The sequence below is a fragment of the Desulfobulbaceae bacterium DB1 genome (assembly GCA_001914235.1).
GTDB lineage: Bacteria > Desulfobacterota > Desulfobulbia > Desulfobulbales > SURF-16 > DB1.
This window is the reverse complement of the sequence record MQUF01000004.1, coordinates 12166-30253: the sequence shown is the minus strand read 5'-3', so window position 1 is coordinate 30253 and position 18088 is coordinate 12166. Positions and strand designations below refer to the sequence as shown.

Sequence of the window (18088 nt, the reverse complement as noted above, 5' to 3'; positions counted from 1 at the left end):
TTCCCAGCCGACTGATTGACGGCAGCTTTTAACGCACGGAAAGCTGTTCGTCAAAAACCGGAGAGGTGTGCCGAAAAATAACCTTTCGGAAAAAATCAATGGTATCCAGACGGCGGCTGAGCATCCGCACCTGCTCCCGCACCATGCCGGTCATGGGAATGCGGGTGATGGCCATCTTGTATTCAATGTTGGAGGCGTAGCGGCTGTCAAGATACCAGGCATAAATGAGGCCCATGAGCATGCCGGGCGGAGTGAATCCTTCCGTGCCGCTGATCAGCCTGGTGTAAAGCAGAGGGTTGGTATCCGCCTGATTCATCCGCACCAGCCGGAGAAAACGGTGCAGTTCGTCCGAGGAAAGGAAGCAGCTTCTTTTTTCCGCGGGCGCCAGGGTGAGCAGATACACCTTGCCAAGCTCGATGCCGCCCTGCAGCACCGGCTTCATTTCCTTTGCCTCGGCGTAATTGCCGAGCAGCGACTGCCCCACGGCCACCAGGAAGGAATTTTCAAACCTGGGCTGATCATGCAAAACGTCTTGCCGCATTTTTATCAGGAAGTCACCTGGGTCGTAATAGGAATAAATACTGTCCCATTTCATGCTGCGCTGCCACTTCTCCTCGCTGACCAGCTCAATGCCCCGCACCTGATCCAGATGACTGAGCAGGATATCGCCGTGCCGCCAGAAAATTTCCTCCAGTTCCTGCCGCAGCTCCCCCGGACAGGTCCAGGTGTCGAGCAGCGTGACAAATCGACGCCGACGGCGGTCAAGGGTGAAATGGTCCTTGCGGGTTGATGAACTCAGGCGAAACGTGGGCGCCAGTTCGGATTTGCATTCCCGGGGGATATGGTCACGCACCGGCCACATGATTTTGATGGCCCTGGCCAGGTTGGTCGGATCATGCTGCACCTTGCGCTCTTTCAAGGCGGCCTCCGAAAATATCCGTGCCTCCACCGGCGCAAAACCCATCTGCCACACCTTGCCCCGGTCAAGATAGATGGGCACCTTGTCCTCAACCGCATAATTCTGCAGGATGCTGCCGGGAATATCCTGCAGCCCGAGCAGCATCACCTGTTCAAAAAGACCGCGAACGCCGCCGGGAATGTTGCGATGATAAGCGTTGATCAAGTCAGAGACGTAAAAACGGCGGCGCGGGTCCTCAAGGACAAGATCCGTTTCCCCTTTCTGGATCCAGAGATTTGCCACGAGAATTTTCAGGGCGCGCGCATTTTCCCGCACCGCCCGGGCCAGGCCCGGCACCTGCAGGATTGGAATAATACTGGTATAGAGACTGCCCGGCGCAAGGACAATGATATCGGCGGAAGAAATAGCCTCAAGCACCTGGTCGGGCACAACCGGTTCATCGGCAAATTCGACAAAAACACGATTGATGGCGGTGTTGCGGCGGGCGCCGGTCGTCTTGTGCTCACCGCTGACCACCACCCCGTTGCTGTACAGCACGAGCAACTGGGCCGGAGTCGTGGTGCACGGCAGCACCGCCCCTGCCCGGCAGCCGATCAAGGCACCCAGCCAATCAATGCCGGCCAGCAGTTGTTGCGAGGAAACATCCACCCCTGTTTCCACCCGGCGGTAAATAGCGGCGGCAAGCAGCAGGTTGCCGAGACAATGAGGCCTTGCAAGCAGGGGCAGCAGCCGGGCATCGTCAAACAGGGAATGGATCAGCTCCAGAAGCCCGGCGGCCATGTTCACCGGCAGCCCTTCAAGAAAAATCCCGCCGGACAGGAGGCCGACGGCATTGTCCGGGGGCTCGGTGAACCGGTAATTAAAAAGACGGTGGAGAATAGCCGCCGCCTGCCGGCACTCTTCTCTCCTCAGATTATAGGTTGCACCCAGCACCTTCAGGCTGATTGAGGAAAGCAGCACATGGCGGATATCGCCAAGGGCGACAAGGGGCAGATCCTTCAGCAGTTCTCCGGTGGAACCGCCGTCATCGGTCACGCAGACAATGGATGTGGTCCGGGGAAAAATCTCCTTGATCCCCTGGAAAGGATTTTCCGGCCATGCGGCACCGCGACTGTCACCGCCGACGATATTGGACAGCCCGGTGCCGCCGCCAAGCACCACAACCCGCAGGTCTGAGGTATCAACGCGGCACAGAGCCGTCGCCATCTCCTCAAAAGATGCCGTGACCTGGGGCGGCCCAGGCGGGGGGCCGACCAGCACAAGCTCGATGAGCTTTTCCACCAGATTACGGCGCGGCACGAGATCAAACGGGACAAGTTTGCTTCTTTCCAGCTGTTGCAACCGAGCTATAATCGGATCATCATTTTCCTGTCTGCCCATACCTGATGGTCTCGCAAAAGTAAAAAAACACCACGGAGCACACCGGCATACTCACAGGCCGGTTGCCGCCATCTGCTTGCGGACCGCCACCTCGGATTCAGCCATGGCATCCTTTTCATCATCGGTCAGTTCAAACTCGATGATACGTTCAACCCCATTCTCGCCAAGCACCACCGGGACGCCGAGAAAACAACCGGAAAAGCCGAACTCGCCCTCAACGTAGGCGGCGCAGGGCAGCACGCGCTTGCTGTCGGTGAGGATCGCCTCGGCCATTTCCACCGCGGCAAGGCCGGGGGTATAAAAAGCCGAACCGGTTTTCAGATGATTGACTATCTCCGCCCCGCCATGCTGGGTCCGCTTGACAATGGCGCTCAACTCCTCCTCGGAAAGCAGGTCCGTCACCGGAATGCCGGCAACATTGGCCAGACGGACGAGAGGCAGCATGTTGTCGCCGTGGATGCCCATGACCATGGCATTGACATCGCGGGGAGCAACCTGGAGGGCGTCCGCCAGGAAGGTGCGGTAACGGGCGGAATCAAGCACCCCGGCCATGCCCACCACCCGGTTCTTGGGAAAGCCGGAAACCTTGAAGGCGGTGTAGACCATGGCGTCAATCGGGTTGGTCACGACAACAAGCACACAGTTCGGCGAATGGACGGCCGCCTGCTCGGCGCAGGATTTGACGATTGCCACGTTCTTGGCGAGCAGATCATCACGGGACATGCCGGGCTTGCGCGCCAGACCCGCGGTGATGATCACCACATCCGAATCCGCGGAATCGGCATAGTCGTTGGAACCGATGATCCGTCCGGAAAATCCGTCCACCGGACCGGCCTGCAGCAGATCCAGTGCCTTGCCCTGGGGAACGCCTTCCACCACGTCAAGCAGCACGATATCCCCCAGTCTCCGGCCGGCCGCCCAGTGGGCTGCGGTCGCTCCAACATTTCCTGAACCGATGATAGTTATTTTTTTTCTCATTTTTCTTCCTCTTATTCGTATGTTCAATCATTAATGAAATTGCCTCGTTCAAACGCTCAAACGTTCAAACGTTGATTACATCATCCCCTCCACCCTTTCGAGGTCCTTCGGCGTGTCCACTTCGATGGAATCATGCTCGGTCAGAACCACCTTGATCCGGTAACCGAATTCAAGGGCGCGCAGCTGTTCCAGTTTTTCAAAACGCTCCCATTCCCCTTCCGGCAGTCCGACAAAGGTCAGCAAAAAGCCCTTGCGATAGGCGTAAAAACCAAGATGCTTGTAATAGGTGGGCGGCGGCGGATTCTGCGGGTCGCGCTGGAAGGGAATCGACGCCCGGGAAAAATACAGGGCCATGCCGTTGCGGTCAAAAACCGTTTTCACATGGTTCGGGTCGTCTATTTCTTCCTTTCGGATAATTTTATAGATAAGGGTCGACATGGGCAGGGACGGATCGTCAAGCAGCGGCTGGGCCACCTGCTCCACCACCTCGGCGGGGAAAAGCGGCTGGTCGCCCTGAATGTTGACCACCACATCCTGTTCGGGAATATCCATGATGGTGGCGGCCTCGGCCAGGCGGTCCGTTCCCGAGGCGTGGTCCCGCAGGGTCATCACCGCCTCGCCGCCAAAGCCGCGAACGCAGTCGGCGATCCGCTCGTCATCGGTTGCCACCGCCACCCGGGAAAGAAGCGGAACGGCAAGGGCCCGTTCATAGACATGCTGGATCATCGGCTTGCCCTTGATTTTTGCTAATGGTTTTCCCTCAAACCGGTTAGAATAATAACGGGCCGGAATGACGGCCACCACCTTGGGTTCTAATTTATGCAGTAAATCCATGATATTATAAAATTTTCCTCATAAAAAAACAAAAAACGCCCGCCATGCCCGATGCCCCTGCCGCAACAGCCCTGATCTGCGAAGACCCCGGTCAACAACAATGGGCGCATGATTTAGCCGCACAGCTCAACATCCCCTTCCTTGCCGACGCCTCCACCTCTGAACTGGTGGTGGCCGTCACCGCTGACCGGCTGGAATTGCGGCGGACAGATGAAAAAAACCAGGGGCCGGTTTCCGTTGACTTCACCTCCGGCATGCTGCGCTACCGGATGCAGTTCGGCGGCGGCAGAAAAGAACCGCTGGCCCGGGCGGTGGGACTCAAGGCCAACCGCTGCCCCCTGGTGCTTGACGCCACCGCCGGTCTCGGCCGGGACGGCTTCATGCTGGCAAGCCTCGGTTGCCGGGTGATGATGATGGAACGCTCGCCGGTGCTGGCGGCGCTGCTGGCAGACGGTTTGCGACGGGGCGTCCTGGTTCCCGGACTTCGTGATATCATGGCCCGGATCACCGTCACCGCTGTTGACTGCCTGACCCTGCCGCCCTTGTCCCCGGCTCCGGATGTCATTTATCTGGACCCCATGTACCCGCACCGCACGAAAAGCGCCCTGGTAAAAAAGGAGATGCGCCTTATCCGCTCCCTGGTGGGAGAGGACAGCGACGCATCCGAACTTCTCGACTGGGCCCTGCGGCACCGAACCGCCCGGGTGGTGGTCAAGCGCCCCAAGGGAGCTGAAACCCTGGGGCCGGCCAAACCGTCCACCGTTATCAACAGCAAAAACAGCCGCTTTGACATTTACCTGCCGGGGCCGGCGCGAAGCGCTTAAGCGATCAAGTGTTCAAGCGTTCAAGCGCTTAAGCGATCAAGCGTTTAACCGTTCAAGTGTTTAAACGTTGAAACGTTGAAACGTTTGAACGTTTGATCGTTTGATCGTTGAAACGCTGAAACACTGAAACGCTTCACCACGCCTGTCACACCGCAGCCGCCTTTTTCAAGGCATCGCGCATCTGAACAAGCCGCTCATCCGGCAGCTTGACCGGCACCTGATAAACGAGCAGCCGGTCCATCAAGGCGGCTGAGGCGGGCAGGGCGTCCTTGTCGTAGACCACCCGGCGCTTGCCGTCCGGCCCGCTGAAGGGCCAGCCGGATTTGGCCAGGGTGGACCCGGCCAGCAGATGTTCCCACTTGGGATAGAAATGCCAGGTATTGGCGCCAAAGGCAATGGCCCCGGCGCCGTTTTCAGCCAGCACCTTGTTGACCGCCCTGGCCCGGTCGCCGTCGGGCAGGAAAAAACCGATAAAGGTGGCGGAGTCGCCCTTTTCATCGAGAATTGTGCGGAAGGTGACGCCGGGAATTTGCGAAATGGCCTGTTTGAGGGCCGCCTTGTGGTTTTTCTGCCGCACGATCATATCATCGAGCTTGGCCAGCTGGGCAATGCCGATGGCGCCCTGCAGCTCCATCATGCGAAAGTTAAAGCCGATAAAACCGCGGCCCTCGCCGCCCCGGGCGCCGGGATTGGGAACATGGTCGTGGCCGTGGTCATGGTATTCCGACATATTGCGCCACAGCTTCTCGTCATCGGTGATGATCATGCCGCCTTCGCCGGTGGTCATGGTTTTCACCGGGTCAAAGGAAAAGGTGCCGCAGGCCCCGAAGCTGCCCAGCCGCTTGCCGTTCAGGGTGGCGCCCGCCGCCTGGGCGGTGTCTTCCAGCACCGGAATGCCGTGCTTGTCGGCAATGGCCTTGATTTCTTTGATGCGGGCCGGGGCGCCCAGCATATGCACCGGGATGACGCACCTGGTGCGGGGGGTTATCTTCTTTTCCAGATCAGCCGGGTCCATGTTCAACGTTTCGTCCACCTCGGCAAAGACCGGCACCGCGCCCACGTCAAAAATCGCCTCCCAGGTGGCGACAAAGGTAAAGCACTGGGTGATGACCTCATCCCCGGGCCCGACGCCGAGGGCGGTCAGGGCCACCTTCAACGCCGCCGTGCCGGAGGTGACCGCCTGGGCATGCTTTGCCCCGCAGTAGGCGGCAAACTGCTCCTCAAAGGCGCGAACCTTGTAAATCCCCTTGCGCTGCTGGGGAAATTCGTAACGAAAGAGGACGCCTGTATCAAGCACCTCCATGATCTCTTTTTTTTCTTCCTCTCCAAAAACCTCAAAACCCGGCATTGTTTTTACTCCTCATTGGTCTTATTGGTCGGACTCTTTTTCTACCAACCCTTGTGCGCTATCTCGTAAATTCGGATCACATCCTCCAGGCTGGGCCGGCGTGGGTTGTTTTCCACCGGACGGGTCACGGTCAGGGCGATCTCGGCCATCTTCGCTATCTTGTCCGCCGGGATGCCGATTGCCTCCAGGCTTGACGGGATCTCCACATCCTGATTCAGTTCATACACCGCCTCCACCGCTGTCCGGGCCGCGTCGCGCAGGGAAAGATCGGCCACGTCATAGCCCATGATGTCCGCGATGCGGGCAAACTTTTCCGGACTTGCGATGATGTTGTACTCCACCACAAAGGGCAACAGCACGGCATTGGCCAGACCATGGGGAATGCCGAACATGCCGCCCAGGGGATAGGCCATGGCATGCACCAGGCCGACTCCTGCCGTGGCCAGGGCCTTGCCGCCGAGCAGACTGCCCATCATCATGGCGGAGCGCGCCTCGATATTGCCGCCGTTGGCGTAGGCCATGGGCAGATTGGCGCTGATCAGGCTCATGGCCTCCATGGCATACATATCGGAGATGGTATGGGACTGGGTTGAAACAAAGGCCTCCAGGGCATGGGTAAAGGCGTCAATGCCCGGCGCGGCGGTGACTTTGGGGGGGAGGGTCAGGGTCAGGGCGGGATCAAGCACCGCCATTTCCGGATAAAGCGGATCCCCGTTCATGCCGCCCTTGCTTTTGGTTTTCTCGTTGATAAAAACCGCGGTAAAGGTAACTTCCGCGCCGGTACCCGCCGTGGTGGGCACCATGATCTTCGGCACGCCGGGCTTGCCGATCTTGCCGAGCCCCAGATAATCCACGGCCTTGCCGCCGTTGGTCAGCAGGATACTGGCCGCCTTGGCCACATCCATGGCCGATCCGCCGCCCGCGCCGATGACACAGTCGCATTTCGCCTTGCCGGCCAGACGCGCCGCCTCATCGGCCAGCTTCAAGCCGGGCTCCGGATCAACGTGGTCGAATATTTCATACTTGACCCCTCCCCCGTCAAGCGGCGCGGTAATCCGCTCCAGCAGGCCGACGTTTTTCAGGCTCGGGTCGACAACCAGCAGCACCTTCGTGCCGCCAAGCTCATGAACCGCTGAGGCCAGATCATCAATTGCTCCGACGCCGAAACGGATCCGGGTGGGCTGGGTAACGGTAAATTTTTTTGTCGTCATAATGGTTCCTTAATTCACGGGGAGGAATTATTCTTTTGCTTATGAGGCTGCTTTAAGGTTAGATAGTAAAAAAAAGGCAGGTGGCCCTGCACGGCCGCCATTAAAAATATCATAGTACCGTAGCCTCAAGAAACTTAGCAACTAAAATCATGGATTATCAGCTGTCTCGATCTGAAAAAAAACGCCGCGCCAAAAACGTGGAAGAGCTTGCAGCGGCACTTGTCGACCTCTCCCCCCAGGACGTCAAAAAACTGCCCTGCGACGACTTCATTAAATCTGAAATCCTTGCCGCCCAGCCGCTGAAAGCCGGCGCCAGGAAAAGACAGATCAAATACCTCACCAAGAATCTGCGCGAGCTCGACCCTGAACCTCTCTTTCATTTCATGGAAACGGAAAAAGGTTCGCATCTCAAGCAGAAAAAAGAATTTCACGAACTGGAAAATCTGCGCGACACCATCATCAACGAGGCCATCGCCGCAGCCGAAACCGCGGATGAAATGCAGGTGGAACTCGACCGGTCATGGGACAGTCCCGCCCTTGACGCCGCGGCGGAAAATCTTCCAGGTCTCGACATCGATGCCGTCCGCACATCGGCCTGGCGTTATACCCGAAGCCGCAAGGCCGCTGTCGGCCGGGAGATTTTTCGCCTGTTGAAGGCCGCGTCCGAACGAAAAAAATGGACCGCTGAGCAGGATTCAGGAGTCGGAAGCCAAGAGTCGGAATAACTACCCACTGATGGATTCACCTCCTTAATTGTGACGTGCGACATATTGCCCAAATAAATCAGGAGAAACACCATGGACTACCGCACCGGCTCAATCAGCAGGGTCCTTACCATCCGTTTTGACGACGGCGACGACCTCTTGGGCGGCCTGACCGAAATAGTCAAAAAGGAAAATATCCGCAACAGCTGGTTCCAGGTCATCGGCGGCATCAGGGAAATCGATCTCGTCACCGGTCCGAAAGAGCCGGTCATGCCGCCGGATCCGGTTTGGCGTGAAGTGCGCGACGCCCGTGAAACCCTGGGCAGCGGCAGTATCTTCCGCGATGAAAACGATGCCCCGAAAATCCACCTCCATGCCGCCCTCGGCCACCACGGGGAAACCATTACCGGCTGCCTGCGCAAGGGCAGCCGGACATATCTGCTCCTGGAGGTGATCCTCTTTGAGATATGCGGATTTACCGCCGGCCGCCCCTGGTCCGAGGATAAAGGCTTCAACATCCTCACCTTTTCCTGAGCGCCTGCCATGAAAGCAAAAATAGACGAAGTTATTGCCTATGAAATCAAAAGGGATATGGCCGACCGTTATTTCGGATTCCGCAAGCTCATTGAGGACGACAAGGTTGAACTTGAAAATGAAATCAGCATGCACTCCTTCATTCTGGAAAAGAGGATCAGCTTCGACCTGATCCGCATTTATATAATTTTAAAGGACGAGACGCTGGTTGATCAGTTTCTCGGCCTGACGACCTTTGACAAAAAACAGTTTTACGACCCTTTTTTCATTGAATCCAAAACCATCATGGAGCGGGTTTTCGTGGGCATCAAGGAACACGGGCTTACCAGGGCGGGAAGATTCGAGAATCTCCTGATGGACTGCTACGAAAGGCTTGAATTTCACACCAGGCATTACCGGAAGAAATTCGAGGAACTGAAAGAGGCAAACAGGGAACTCGCCGAGGAAATAGAGGTCTTTCACCAACAGAATGATCTGGGCTCCATGCTCGGCTTCCTGCGCTCGCTGGGCAACTCGAAAAAACTGGGGAGCATGGAGGGCGGCATGGAAATCGGCATTGCCCAGAGTCTGGAGCAAAAAATGGCCATCGCCGTTCCCCTGCCCATTGAACACCACCTGCCGTTCATCGAGCCGCTGCCTCCCCTTGACAAGGTGGAGAAAACATTAAAAAAGCTGGCTGCCCAGGCCTACAGACTGCATGATAATGAAACCCTGGAATTCCTGACCAGCAAAAAAACCGCGGCAGCACGCTGACACGCCGCCATTTCCCCGATTGCCAATGTTTACCTATCAGAAAACAAACCGTTATTTTGCCCAGATCGCCCGGGGACTTGAAAAATTCGGCGCCGAAGAGATCACCAATCTCGGCGCCCGGGATGTCAAAAGCGCCTTCATGGGCATCTATTTTTCCGGCGACCTTGCCACCCTGTACAGGGTCAATTACATGTCCCGGCTTTGCACCCGGATTCTGGCCCCCCTTCTCACCTTTGACTGCCACAGCACGAAATATCTTTACCAGACGGCCCGCAAAATCGAATGGCACAACCTGCTGACGGAAAATTCCACTTTTGCCATCAAGGCGTCGGTTGCCGGGAGCAGGATCAAACATTCCCAGTACGCAGCCCTCTGCCTGAAGGACGCCATTGCCGACCATTTCCGTGACCGTTGCGGCATCCGGCCCAACATCGACACCGAGCATCCGGACCTGTGGTTCAACCTGCGCATTGATCGCAATAAAGCAATCATCAGCATCGACACCTCCGGCGGCTCCCTGCACCGACGGGGTTACCGCCAGGAAAGCGTCGAAGCGCCGATGCAGGAAACGGTGGCCGCGGCCATCATCCGCATGAGCGGCTGGGACGGCAAAACCCCGCTTCTTGACCCGATGTGCGGCTCCGGCACCATTGTAAGCGAGGCGCTGATGCACGCCTGCCGGATTCCCGCGGGCTTTCTGCGCCAACGCTTCGGTTTCGAGATGATGCAGGAATTCGACCCGGCTCTTTGGCAACAAGTCAAAACCGAGGCCAACAACAACATCCGTCGCCTGCCCAAAGGGCTCATTTCCGGCAGCGACATTGCGCCCGCTGCGGTGAAAGCGGCCAGAACAAACCTCGCCATGCTGCCGCACGGCGATTCCATTCCGATCGCCACCAAGCCCTATCAGCAAATCCGGCTCACTGAACAAACCGTGCTCGTCACCAACCCGCCCTACGGCATCCGCCTGCAGGAGAAAAAAGGCACGGACCAGTTCCTGCGGGAACTGGGCAATTTCATCAAGGACCAGACAAACCTTACCGCCGCCTTCATTTATCTCGGCAAGGAGGAGCTGGTCAAGGATACCGGCCTCAAACCCGCATGGGAGAAAGTTCTTTTCAACGGAGGGCTTGAAGGAAGGCTGGTCTGCTGGAAGTCAAAATAATGAAGGAAGGATGATGATGGGTAAACGTAGTCTGTCCCTTTTATTCGGTTTTATATCACAACCAAGTATCGCCGTCGACCTCGGCACCGCGAATACCCGCATCTACACCTCGCTGCATGGTGAAGTTACTGAAAGACCTTCGTCCATCAGCCTGACGACCGATAAGACAAATACTATTTCCGACGAATACATCCAGTATATCAACAACAAACTTGCCGCAAAGCCGCTGCGCGGCGGCGTCATTGTCGACCTCAAAAACGCCGTGGCCCTGTTAAAACCATTAGTAAAGAAATCGAGAAGATTTTTATCGGCCCCGCTTTCATTGGCCAGCGCCCCGACCGATACCACGGAAAACGAACGAAATCTCCTTTGCACAGCGCTTATGAATGCCGGGGCATCCCAGGTGGCAATAATCCCGGAAGTCTGGGCTGCCGCAATAGGAGCCGGCATGGACATTACCCGGCCAAATGCCCAGCTGCTCATAGATATCGGGGACGGAGTCACTGACATGGCGATATTCCGCGATGGACGCATCATCAACTCCTCATCGGTTCGTATCGCCTGCAGTGATCTTCAGCGAGCTGTTCGTTCGGCGGTGATGACAAAATACAAAGTACAGATATATGATACCGACACTGAAAAATTAACAAATCTCATTTCATCACTGTCGCGAAATCAGGAATGCGGGTCCGAAACATTCAATGTTTCCGGAATTGATATCGTCAAAAGATGCAAGATTGATCGCTGTATACACAAAACAGATGTCATCAAGGCCATGGAGCCGGTCATTGACAAAATCATCGTCAAGATTGAATTCAGCTTAAAAAAACTGCCGCAAAAAACATATAGCGAAATAGAGGATTCAGGAATTTGCCTGACAGGCGGCGGAGCCTGTATCGAGGGAATGGACAAATTAATCGCAGCACGAACCGGCATAAGGGTTCAAATCGCCCCTGACCCCATACACGCGGTGATAAACGGCGCCATTCAAACCTTAACCAATTGGAACGGCAACAAATACTGGTGGGAAAATATTGTTTGGCCCAAATTGTCATCATGACAATCCGATACCGGCCGCCTTCTCCCTTCCGCTTCCCCGCATGCCCCGCCATGCTCCCTTTTCCCATGAAACACGATGCATCGCCCCCATCCGCGGCCGGCCGATCAATTTGTTTTAAATTGACAAAGAGCCCCTAAAAAAAGTATCCCTTTGTTATGGGGCAAACCTGATCGGCCATGTGGTCGATGAGGTTTGCAACCGCCGTCGCGGTGAGGTCGGCAAAAAAACAATTGCCTGCAACCTGCAAACACCTGTTCCCTGCGGCAAAGGAGCGAACGATGACCGTGGAATTCTTGTTAAAGGGGGGGGTTCTGGCGTGGCCGATTCTGTTTTGTTCCATCGCCGGCTGGACCATTTTTCTTGAACGGTTCCTGTACTATCGGGCCGCATCCAGGATCAACCCGTCACTGATCGATTCCATTTATCAACTGGTCGGCAAGGGCAAATTCGCGGAGGCCCGCGCCAAACTCCGGGCCAGGGAACGGGACGGCGCCTTCACCTCCCCGCCGGCGGAACGCATTTTGCGCGATGGAATCGCCGATGATCCGACCGACCGCGAGACCCTGGAGCTCATCCTCTCCCACAGCGTCAACCGCGAACTGAAGTTGATGGACCGCTATCTCGGCACCCTGGCAACCCTGGGCAACATTGCCCCGCTTCTCGGCCTGCTCGGCACTGTTTTCGGCATGATCAAGGCCTTTATGGCCGTCCAGCAACTGGGCGGACGCGTTAATGCATCCGTCCTGGCCGGCGGCATCTGGGAAGCCCTGCTGACCACCGCCTATGGCCTGGTTGTTGCCATCCCCATCGTCTTTTTCCACAATTACCTGGAAAATCGTTTGCAGGAACTGCAGGCCATGCACGAAGAGGTCGCGGTTTTCCTGGTCAAGGCCTGGCTCTCTTCGCAACAGGAGTGATCTATGCTCACCTTTCCCAGACGTTCCCGCACCCAGGTCGCCGTTCCCCTGACCTCCCTCATCGATATCGTCTTTCTTTTGCTCGTCTATTTCCTGCTGACCAGCAATTTCGTCACCCAGGAGGCCATCGACATCCGCTTGCCGCAAGTGGACAGCGAAAAACCGGCCATCGAACAGCTGGTCGTCATCACCGTCGACAGCCAGGGCAATTTCTACATTGCCGATACTTTGGTGGGAGAACAGGAACTGGCCAGACAGGTCCGTTTCGGCCTGGCCGAGGCCGACCGACAGGAGGTGGTGATCAAGGCCGACCGGGACGTCCGCTATGACCGGGTGATAGCAGCCATGGATATTGCAAAAATGAGCGGAGCGAGCAGTCTGCATCTGGCCATAGAACACAAATAGAATCACCTGCCGGCATGAACCTCCAAACAAAATGCCGTATCGACAAATTGCGCCAATAGCGCGGATGCCGTTCACCATGAGGCCGTATGTCAGGTTGCGAAATTGCTTGACAACGCGCAGGTTCATGGCAAAGTAATGTCGCAAAAAGCAGTGGGACGGACGGTGCAGCGGCAAGAGTTTCCCCGTGACCAGATGCCGTGTTTTTCGGTCCGTCACGACACGTCGCCACTCCTCCCCCGGCTTGCAATGACATCTTTTTCAGCTTTTTGCAAATTCATCAATTATTTCCTCGACACAAAAAGGACCCGCCCATGGCTACGATTGAATTGTTGATTTCCACCCTGTCCGGCTGGATCTGGGGCCCGCCCATGCTGATTTTACTGGTGGGCACCGGACTCTACCTGACCATACTGCTGCGCGGCATGCAGTTCCGGGCCCTGCCCCACGCCCTGCGTCTGATCTGGCACAAGGAACTGGGCACGGAAGGAGACATCAGTCATTTTGCGGCGCTCATGACCGCCCTTGCCGCCACGGTGGGCATCGGCAATATCGTCGGCGTGGCCACAGCCATTTCCATCGGCGGGCCGGGAGCGGTGTTCTGGATGTGGATGACGGGCCTGGTCGGCATGGCGACCAAGTATGCGGAAGCGGTGCTGGCGGTCAAATACCGGGAAAAAGGGGAATACGGCATGCGCGGCGGACCGATGTATTATCTGGCCAAGGGCGCGGGACTTCCCCGCCTGGCGTGGTTGTTCGCCCTGTTCACCGCCATGGCGACCTTCGGCATCGGCAACATGACCCAGGCCAACGCGGTGGCCGCCATTTTCCAATCGACCTTCAACATCGAACCATGGCTGACCGGAACGGTCCTGATGCTGCTGACCGGGCTGGTCATTCTCGGCGGCATCAAGTCCATCGGCCGCTTCACCTCCCTGCTGGTGCCTTTCATGATCGTCGGTTACGTGGGCGCCGCGCTGCTGGTGCTGACGTTGAACGCAAGCGAGATACCACATGCCCTGTATCTGATCTTTTATCACGCCTTCAACCCGTCGGCCGCCACGGGCGGCTTTGTCGGGGCAACGGTAGCCGCGGCCATGCGTTACGGCGTAGCGCGCGGCGTCTTCTCCAACGAGTCGGGCCTGGGATCGGCCCCCATCGCCGCCGCCGCGGCACGGACCAAGGATCCGGTCAAGCAGGCCCTGGTCAGCATGACCCAGACCTTCATCGACACACTGGTGGTCTGCACCATGACCGCGCTGGTGATCCTCACCGCTCCCTGCTGGCTGCAGGGCGTAGCGCCCGGACAGTTGACCAGCGCCAGTTTCGGCGACACCCTGGGTCAGGGCGGGGTGGTGATTGTCGCCCTGGCCACCGGCCTTTTTGCCTATTCCACCCTGATCGGCTGGAATTACTACGGCGAAAAGGCCGTTGAATATCTGGCCGGGCCGCGCGCCATTAATCCGTACCGGGTTGTCTTCGTCTGCGTGGTGATCGTGGGCGCCATGATGAAGCTGGAATTCGTCTGGAATTTCTCCGACCTGATGAACGGCATGATGGCCATTCCCAACATCATCGGCCTGCTGCTGCTTTCCCAGGTGGTCAAAACCGAAACAGCCCGTTATTTTAAACGCTGACACCGGGCCGTGACGCCGATGACGCAAAGCAGCCGATTCCCCGGAGGTCTTACTTTCATTGACAGCCATTCTTTCTTTGTATTTACGAAGCTGTACCAGGAAATGAAACACCCATTTTTATCGGGAAGGAAGTGAGCATGGACAAAATCGGCCAGTCGTTCAAGATCAATGCCGAAATCATGAAATCCAGAGTGACCAGGCATGCCGTTTACGGAGTGCTCATTGCCTTTTGCGCCATCCTTGCCGCTACCCTGCTGACCGCCTCTCTCCAGTTCGGCGCCATTTCGCCGGACACCATTCTCAAGGCACAAAAAACCAACGTCACCCTGTGGATACTTGACGCCATGCCGTTTATTTTTGCCTTCTGGGGCCAGCATGTCAGCTCCATCATGGCCTACGAAGCCAGCTCCATGGTCATCGACCAGACCCAGGAACTGCGCACCCAGACCGCGGCACTGGAATACCAGGCCATGCACGAAGCAACCCATGATCATCTCACCGATCTGCCCAATCGGGTTCTCCTGCGTGACCGCCTTGAACAGGCGATTCGCACCGCGGCGCGGGAAAAACAAAAAATCGCCCTGTTCATCCTCGACCTTGACCGCTTCAAGGAAGTCAACGACACCCTGGGCCACTACAGCGGCGACCGCCTGCTCAAGCAGGTTGCCCTGCGCCTGCGAGGTGCGGTGCGGCAATCCGACACCCTGGCTCATCTCGGCGGTGACGAATTCGCCATCCTCCTGCCCGTAATCAAGGCCAGCAGCGACGTAAACATTGTCCGAAAAAAAATCCAATCCGTCTTCAAATCGCCTTTCGACCTGGAAGGGTTGAAACTTGAAGTGCAGGCAGGAATCGGCGCGGCGGTTTACCCTGATCACGGCAAGGACATGGACAGCATCATGCAAAAGGCGGACATGGCCATGTACGCGGCTAAACAGGATGACGAGCGGTTCATGCTTTACTCCGCCGATCTCGACAGATTCAGCCCGCACCGCCTGACGCTGCTGGGTGAACTGCGACAGGGAATTGAAAACGACGAACTGCTCCTCTACTACCAGCCAAAAATCGATGCAACGGGAAACAGCGTCCGCGGGGTGGAGGTGCTGGTCCGCTGGCAGCACCCCCAACACGGCTTCATGCCTCCTGATGAATTCATCCCCCTGGCCGAACGGACCGGTCTGATCAAACCGCTTTCCTTCTGGGTGTTGCGCAATGCGGTCAAGCAGGCGGCGGACTGGCAGGAGAGCGGACTACGGCTCGGCATCGCCATCAATCTCAGCCCCTCCACCCTGCTCGATGTTGAGCTGCCTGATCTTATCACCGGCGTTCTCGCCTCATCAACGGTCCGGCCGGAAATGATCACCCTGGAGGTCACCGAGGGATCTATCATCAAAGATCCGAACCGGGCAATGGAAATCCTTAACAAACTCGCCGACATGGGCATCCGCATCTCCATCGACGATTTCGGCACCGGCTATTCGTCCCTCTCTTATCTCAAAAAAATGCCGGCCACCGAGGTAAAAATCGACAAATCCTTTGTCATGGATATGATGAACAACGAAAATGACGCCGCCATCGTCAAAGCGACCATTGATCTGGCCCATAACCTTGGTTTACAGGTGGTGGCGGAAGGAGTGGAGAACCGACAAACAGCCGACCGGCTCACGGACCTCGGTTGCGATCTCCTCCAGGGCTACTATTTCAGCAAACCGATAGCAAGTAACGAGCTGACCAAATGGCTCATGGCCTATCGGTAGGCGACCGCCGATCACGGACTGAGTCCGCGGCAGCCGCGCCGCCAGAAAAACAGCACCGATCCACCCCCCAGCCCAAGCGAGGCCAAAAACCAGGCGCCAAGCGAAACGGCGTGCCGCCATGTCATGGCCCCGTCCCGTATCCAGCTTTTCATTAAATAATACATGGGATATGCCCCGCCCGCCACCATGGCGAAAACAATGGTCATGGCGCAGAAAAGAAAAAGCATCGCCCCCATGCCGCCGAGTGCGGCGGCGCGGTTTTCCGCCTTGAAATCAGCATACATCGCCCCAAAAGCAATCGCCAACCCCACCACAGTCCAGCAGATGACAAGACTTGCCGTCACGGAAAACCACCACATGGGGCCGGAGATCTGCAGCAATGCGTCGGAGGTGATGATAAGAAGCAAGGTAAACAGGGTAAAAGGTACGACGTAAAAAACAAATTTACAGAAGAGGAATCGGCCCACCGTCATGGGCGAGGCGGCTATCAGCCAGAAGGCGCCCGTCTCCGCCCCGATTGCCGGAAAGACGAAGCGGGCCGCCAGCGAAGTGACCATGAAGCCCGCCATGCCGACATTGAGAAAAGAAATCAGGTTGGTGACATATTCGGTCTGCAGCGGGGAACGCTCCAAGGGCAGGGCCTTGAAGCTGTAAAGATAGACCACCACCAGCGCCGCGATCATGAAAAGTTGCGACCACTCGGCCGAATCGCGCAGGAAGACCTTGGACTCCTTCCTGAAAATCCATGACGCCGCTCCCGGTCGGTAGCCGCTTTTTCCGGCAAAAGTCCGATAGCCGCCGAATGATTCCTGGGATTTTGTGTAGGCGGTGAGAAAAAAACGGCTCATGGCCCATTCACCGATAAAAAAAAGCGACGGGGGGCCGAGCAGCAGCAGGGAAAGGAGCAGCCAGTCGATTTCCCGGTCCATGAGATACAGAGAAAGCATATTGGCCGCCCAGGCGGCGGGCACATAGGGTCCGGCCGGTTGGGACACCGCGGAAAGGTACTCGATGAAATGGCCGTACTGGTCCGGATTCACCAGCTGTTCCGGTTTCAGCATGCGAAACATGATGTAAACAAAGGTGCCGAAGCACAAGGAGAGGTAAAAAACAATGTCCTTGGTCTGGCGGGCCGGGAAATATCGGACCAAAACCACGGTCAACCCCATGCCTATCCCCCCTGACATGAATGCCGTGCACAGCAGACAGACAACCAGCAGCAACTGATAGCCCCAACCGGCGCCAAATACCCGGCCATACGCCGCAAAGACCGGCAGGGAAAAAACCACCATCATCCAGGAGGTATAGACAACGGTGGTGACATAGCGCATGAAATAGATCTGCTCCGGAGCAACGGGCGCGGCAAAAATAATCTCATTGTCCTTGGAAAGAAAGAGGGTGGAAACAGCGGTAACCATGCAGGAAAAAATGAGCATGGCAAACATGATGATCCAGCCCATCTGAAATATCTTGAGACTCAAAATAATGCCGAGTTCACTCTGACTGTGAAAATACCGCACCACCTTGAATGACACAAAATAAAGGGCAAGACAGAGAGCAAGACCGAAAAGGGCCACACCGCTCCCTTTGACCGGCAAGCCGCCGGCCGGGAAAAAACGGTTGCGCATGACGCGCAGAAAGGGAAAAAGCAGGACCCTACGCATC

Annotated in this window: 16 protein-coding genes; 10 read left to right on the top strand and 6 right to left on the bottom strand. The window is 56.8% G+C overall.

Annotation, left to right across the window (positions count from 1 at the left end; all coding sequences use genetic code 11):
- Positions 1 to 28: 28 nt before the first annotated feature.
- From BM485_05180 to BM485_05170, 3 genes are all read right to left on the bottom strand, one after another.
- Entirely contained in the window at positions 29 to 2299 is a 2271-nt protein-coding gene (locus BM485_05180) for a hypothetical protein (GenBank protein OKY76034.1), read from the bottom strand.
- Positions 2300 to 2350: 51 nt separating this feature from the next.
- Positions 2351 to 3277 (bottom strand): malate dehydrogenase, encoded by a 927-nt coding sequence (locus BM485_05175; protein OKY76033.1) that lies wholly within the window; start codon positions 3275 to 3277, stop codon positions 2351 to 2353.
- A 75-nt stretch (positions 3278 to 3352) separates the two neighbouring features.
- Entirely contained in the window at positions 3353 to 4111 is a 759-nt protein-coding gene (locus tag BM485_05170; protein OKY76032.1) for a 3-deoxy-manno-octulosonate cytidylyltransferase, read from the bottom strand.
- Between the two features lie 44 nt (positions 4112 to 4155).
- Here BM485_05170 and BM485_05165 point away from each other — a divergent pair, with 44 nt between their 5' ends.
- Positions 4156 to 4935, top strand: a complete 780-nt coding sequence (locus tag BM485_05165) for a hypothetical protein (GenBank protein OKY76031.1) — start codon at positions 4156 to 4158, stop codon at positions 4933 to 4935.
- A gap of 145 nt (positions 4936 to 5080) precedes the next feature.
- On the opposite strand, the gene BM485_05160 is transcribed toward BM485_05165, so the two are convergent.
- On the bottom strand, positions 5081 to 6283 hold the full coding sequence (locus BM485_05160; GenBank protein ID OKY76030.1) for an aminotransferase: 1203 nt from the start codon (positions 6281 to 6283) through the stop codon (positions 5081 to 5083).
- 41 nt (positions 6284 to 6324) lie between these two features.
- Positions 6325 to 7494: an alcohol dehydrogenase gene (locus tag BM485_05155; protein OKY76029.1), complete on the bottom strand. Its 1170-nt coding sequence runs from the start codon at positions 7492 to 7494 to the stop codon at positions 6325 to 6327.
- Between the two features lie 149 nt (positions 7495 to 7643).
- Between BM485_05155 and BM485_05150 the strand changes: the two genes are divergently transcribed.
- From BM485_05150 to BM485_05110, 9 genes are all read left to right on the top strand, one after another.
- Complete coding sequence (locus BM485_05150) at positions 7644 to 8219, top strand: hypothetical protein (GenBank protein ID OKY76028.1); 576 nt, start codon at positions 7644 to 7646, stop codon at positions 8217 to 8219.
- Positions 8220 to 8291: 72 nt separating this feature from the next.
- A complete protein-coding gene (locus BM485_05145; GenBank protein ID OKY76027.1) occupies positions 8292 to 8732 on the top strand; it encodes a DNA-binding protein in 441 nt (146 codons plus the stop codon).
- A 9-nt stretch (positions 8733 to 8741) separates the two neighbouring features.
- A complete protein-coding gene (locus BM485_05140) occupies positions 8742 to 9485 on the top strand; it encodes a hypothetical protein (GenBank protein ID OKY76026.1) in 744 nt (247 codons plus the stop codon).
- Between the two features lie 25 nt (positions 9486 to 9510).
- Complete coding sequence (locus tag BM485_05135) at positions 9511 to 10650, top strand: RNA methyltransferase (protein ID OKY76025.1); 1140 nt, start codon at positions 9511 to 9513, stop codon at positions 10648 to 10650.
- A 13-nt stretch (positions 10651 to 10663) separates the two neighbouring features.
- Entirely contained in the window at positions 10664 to 11710 is a 1047-nt protein-coding gene (locus tag BM485_05130; GenBank protein ID OKY76024.1) for a hypothetical protein, read from the top strand.
- A gap of 278 nt (positions 11711 to 11988) precedes the next feature.
- The gene (locus BM485_05125; GenBank protein OKY76023.1) at positions 11989 to 12627 is read left to right on the top strand and encodes a hypothetical protein; all 639 of its coding nucleotides are present in this window, start codon (positions 11989 to 11991) and stop codon (positions 12625 to 12627) included.
- Positions 12628 to 12630: 3 nt separating this feature from the next.
- Complete coding sequence (locus BM485_05120) at positions 12631 to 13032, top strand: hypothetical protein (GenBank protein ID OKY76022.1); 402 nt, start codon at positions 12631 to 12633, stop codon at positions 13030 to 13032.
- 311 nt (positions 13033 to 13343) lie between these two features.
- Complete coding sequence (locus BM485_05115; GenBank protein ID OKY76021.1) at positions 13344 to 14666, top strand: sodium:alanine symporter family protein; 1323 nt, start codon at positions 13344 to 13346, stop codon at positions 14664 to 14666.
- A 137-nt stretch (positions 14667 to 14803) separates the two neighbouring features.
- Entirely contained in the window at positions 14804 to 16423 is a 1620-nt protein-coding gene (locus BM485_05110; GenBank protein ID OKY76020.1) for a GGDEF-domain containing protein, read from the top strand.
- A gap of 11 nt (positions 16424 to 16434) precedes the next feature.
- Here BM485_05110 and BM485_05105 read toward each other — a convergent pair whose 3' ends face one another.
- Positions 16435 to 18087: a hypothetical protein gene (locus BM485_05105; protein OKY76019.1), complete on the bottom strand. Its 1653-nt coding sequence runs from the start codon at positions 18085 to 18087 to the stop codon at positions 16435 to 16437.
- Between the last annotated feature and the right edge of the window lies 1 nt (position 18088).

Coding starts and splice junctions, on each gene's coding strand:
- BM485_05165 (OKY76031.1), top strand. CDS start 4,156: ATGCCCGATGCCCCTGCCGCAACAGCCCTGATCTGCGAAGACCCCGGT.
- BM485_05175 (OKY76033.1), bottom strand. CDS start 3,277: ATGAGAAAAAAAATAACTATCATCGGTTCAGGAAATGTTGGAGCGACC.
- BM485_05115 (OKY76021.1), top strand. CDS start 13,344: ATGGCTACGATTGAATTGTTGATTTCCACCCTGTCCGGCTGGATCTGG.
- BM485_05180 (OKY76034.1), bottom strand. CDS start 2,299: ATGGGCAGACAGGAAAATGATGATCCGATTATAGCTCGGTTGCAACAG.
- BM485_05170 (OKY76032.1), bottom strand. CDS start 4,111: ATGGATTTACTGCATAAATTAGAACCCAAGGTGGTGGCCGTCATTCCG.
- BM485_05140 (OKY76026.1), top strand. CDS start 8,742: ATGAAAGCAAAAATAGACGAAGTTATTGCCTATGAAATCAAAAGGGAT.
- BM485_05150 (OKY76028.1), top strand. CDS start 7,644: ATGGATTATCAGCTGTCTCGATCTGAAAAAAAACGCCGCGCCAAAAAC.
- BM485_05160 (OKY76030.1), bottom strand. CDS start 6,283: ATGCCGGGTTTTGAGGTTTTTGGAGAGGAAGAAAAAAAAGAGATCATG.
- BM485_05125 (OKY76023.1), top strand. CDS start 11,989: ATGACCGTGGAATTCTTGTTAAAGGGGGGGGTTCTGGCGTGGCCGATT.
- BM485_05135 (OKY76025.1), top strand. CDS start 9,511: ATGTTTACCTATCAGAAAACAAACCGTTATTTTGCCCAGATCGCCCGG.
- BM485_05130 (OKY76024.1), top strand. CDS start 10,664: ATGATGGGTAAACGTAGTCTGTCCCTTTTATTCGGTTTTATATCACAA.
- BM485_05145 (OKY76027.1), top strand. CDS start 8,292: ATGGACTACCGCACCGGCTCAATCAGCAGGGTCCTTACCATCCGTTTT.
- BM485_05155 (OKY76029.1), bottom strand. CDS start 7,494: ATGACGACAAAAAAATTTACCGTTACCCAGCCCACCCGGATCCGTTTC.
- BM485_05120 (OKY76022.1), top strand. CDS start 12,631: ATGCTCACCTTTCCCAGACGTTCCCGCACCCAGGTCGCCGTTCCCCTG.
- BM485_05110 (OKY76020.1), top strand. CDS start 14,804: ATGGACAAAATCGGCCAGTCGTTCAAGATCAATGCCGAAATCATGAAA.
- BM485_05105 (OKY76019.1), bottom strand. CDS start 18,087: ATGCGTAGGGTCCTGCTTTTTCCCTTTCTGCGCGTCATGCGCAACCGT.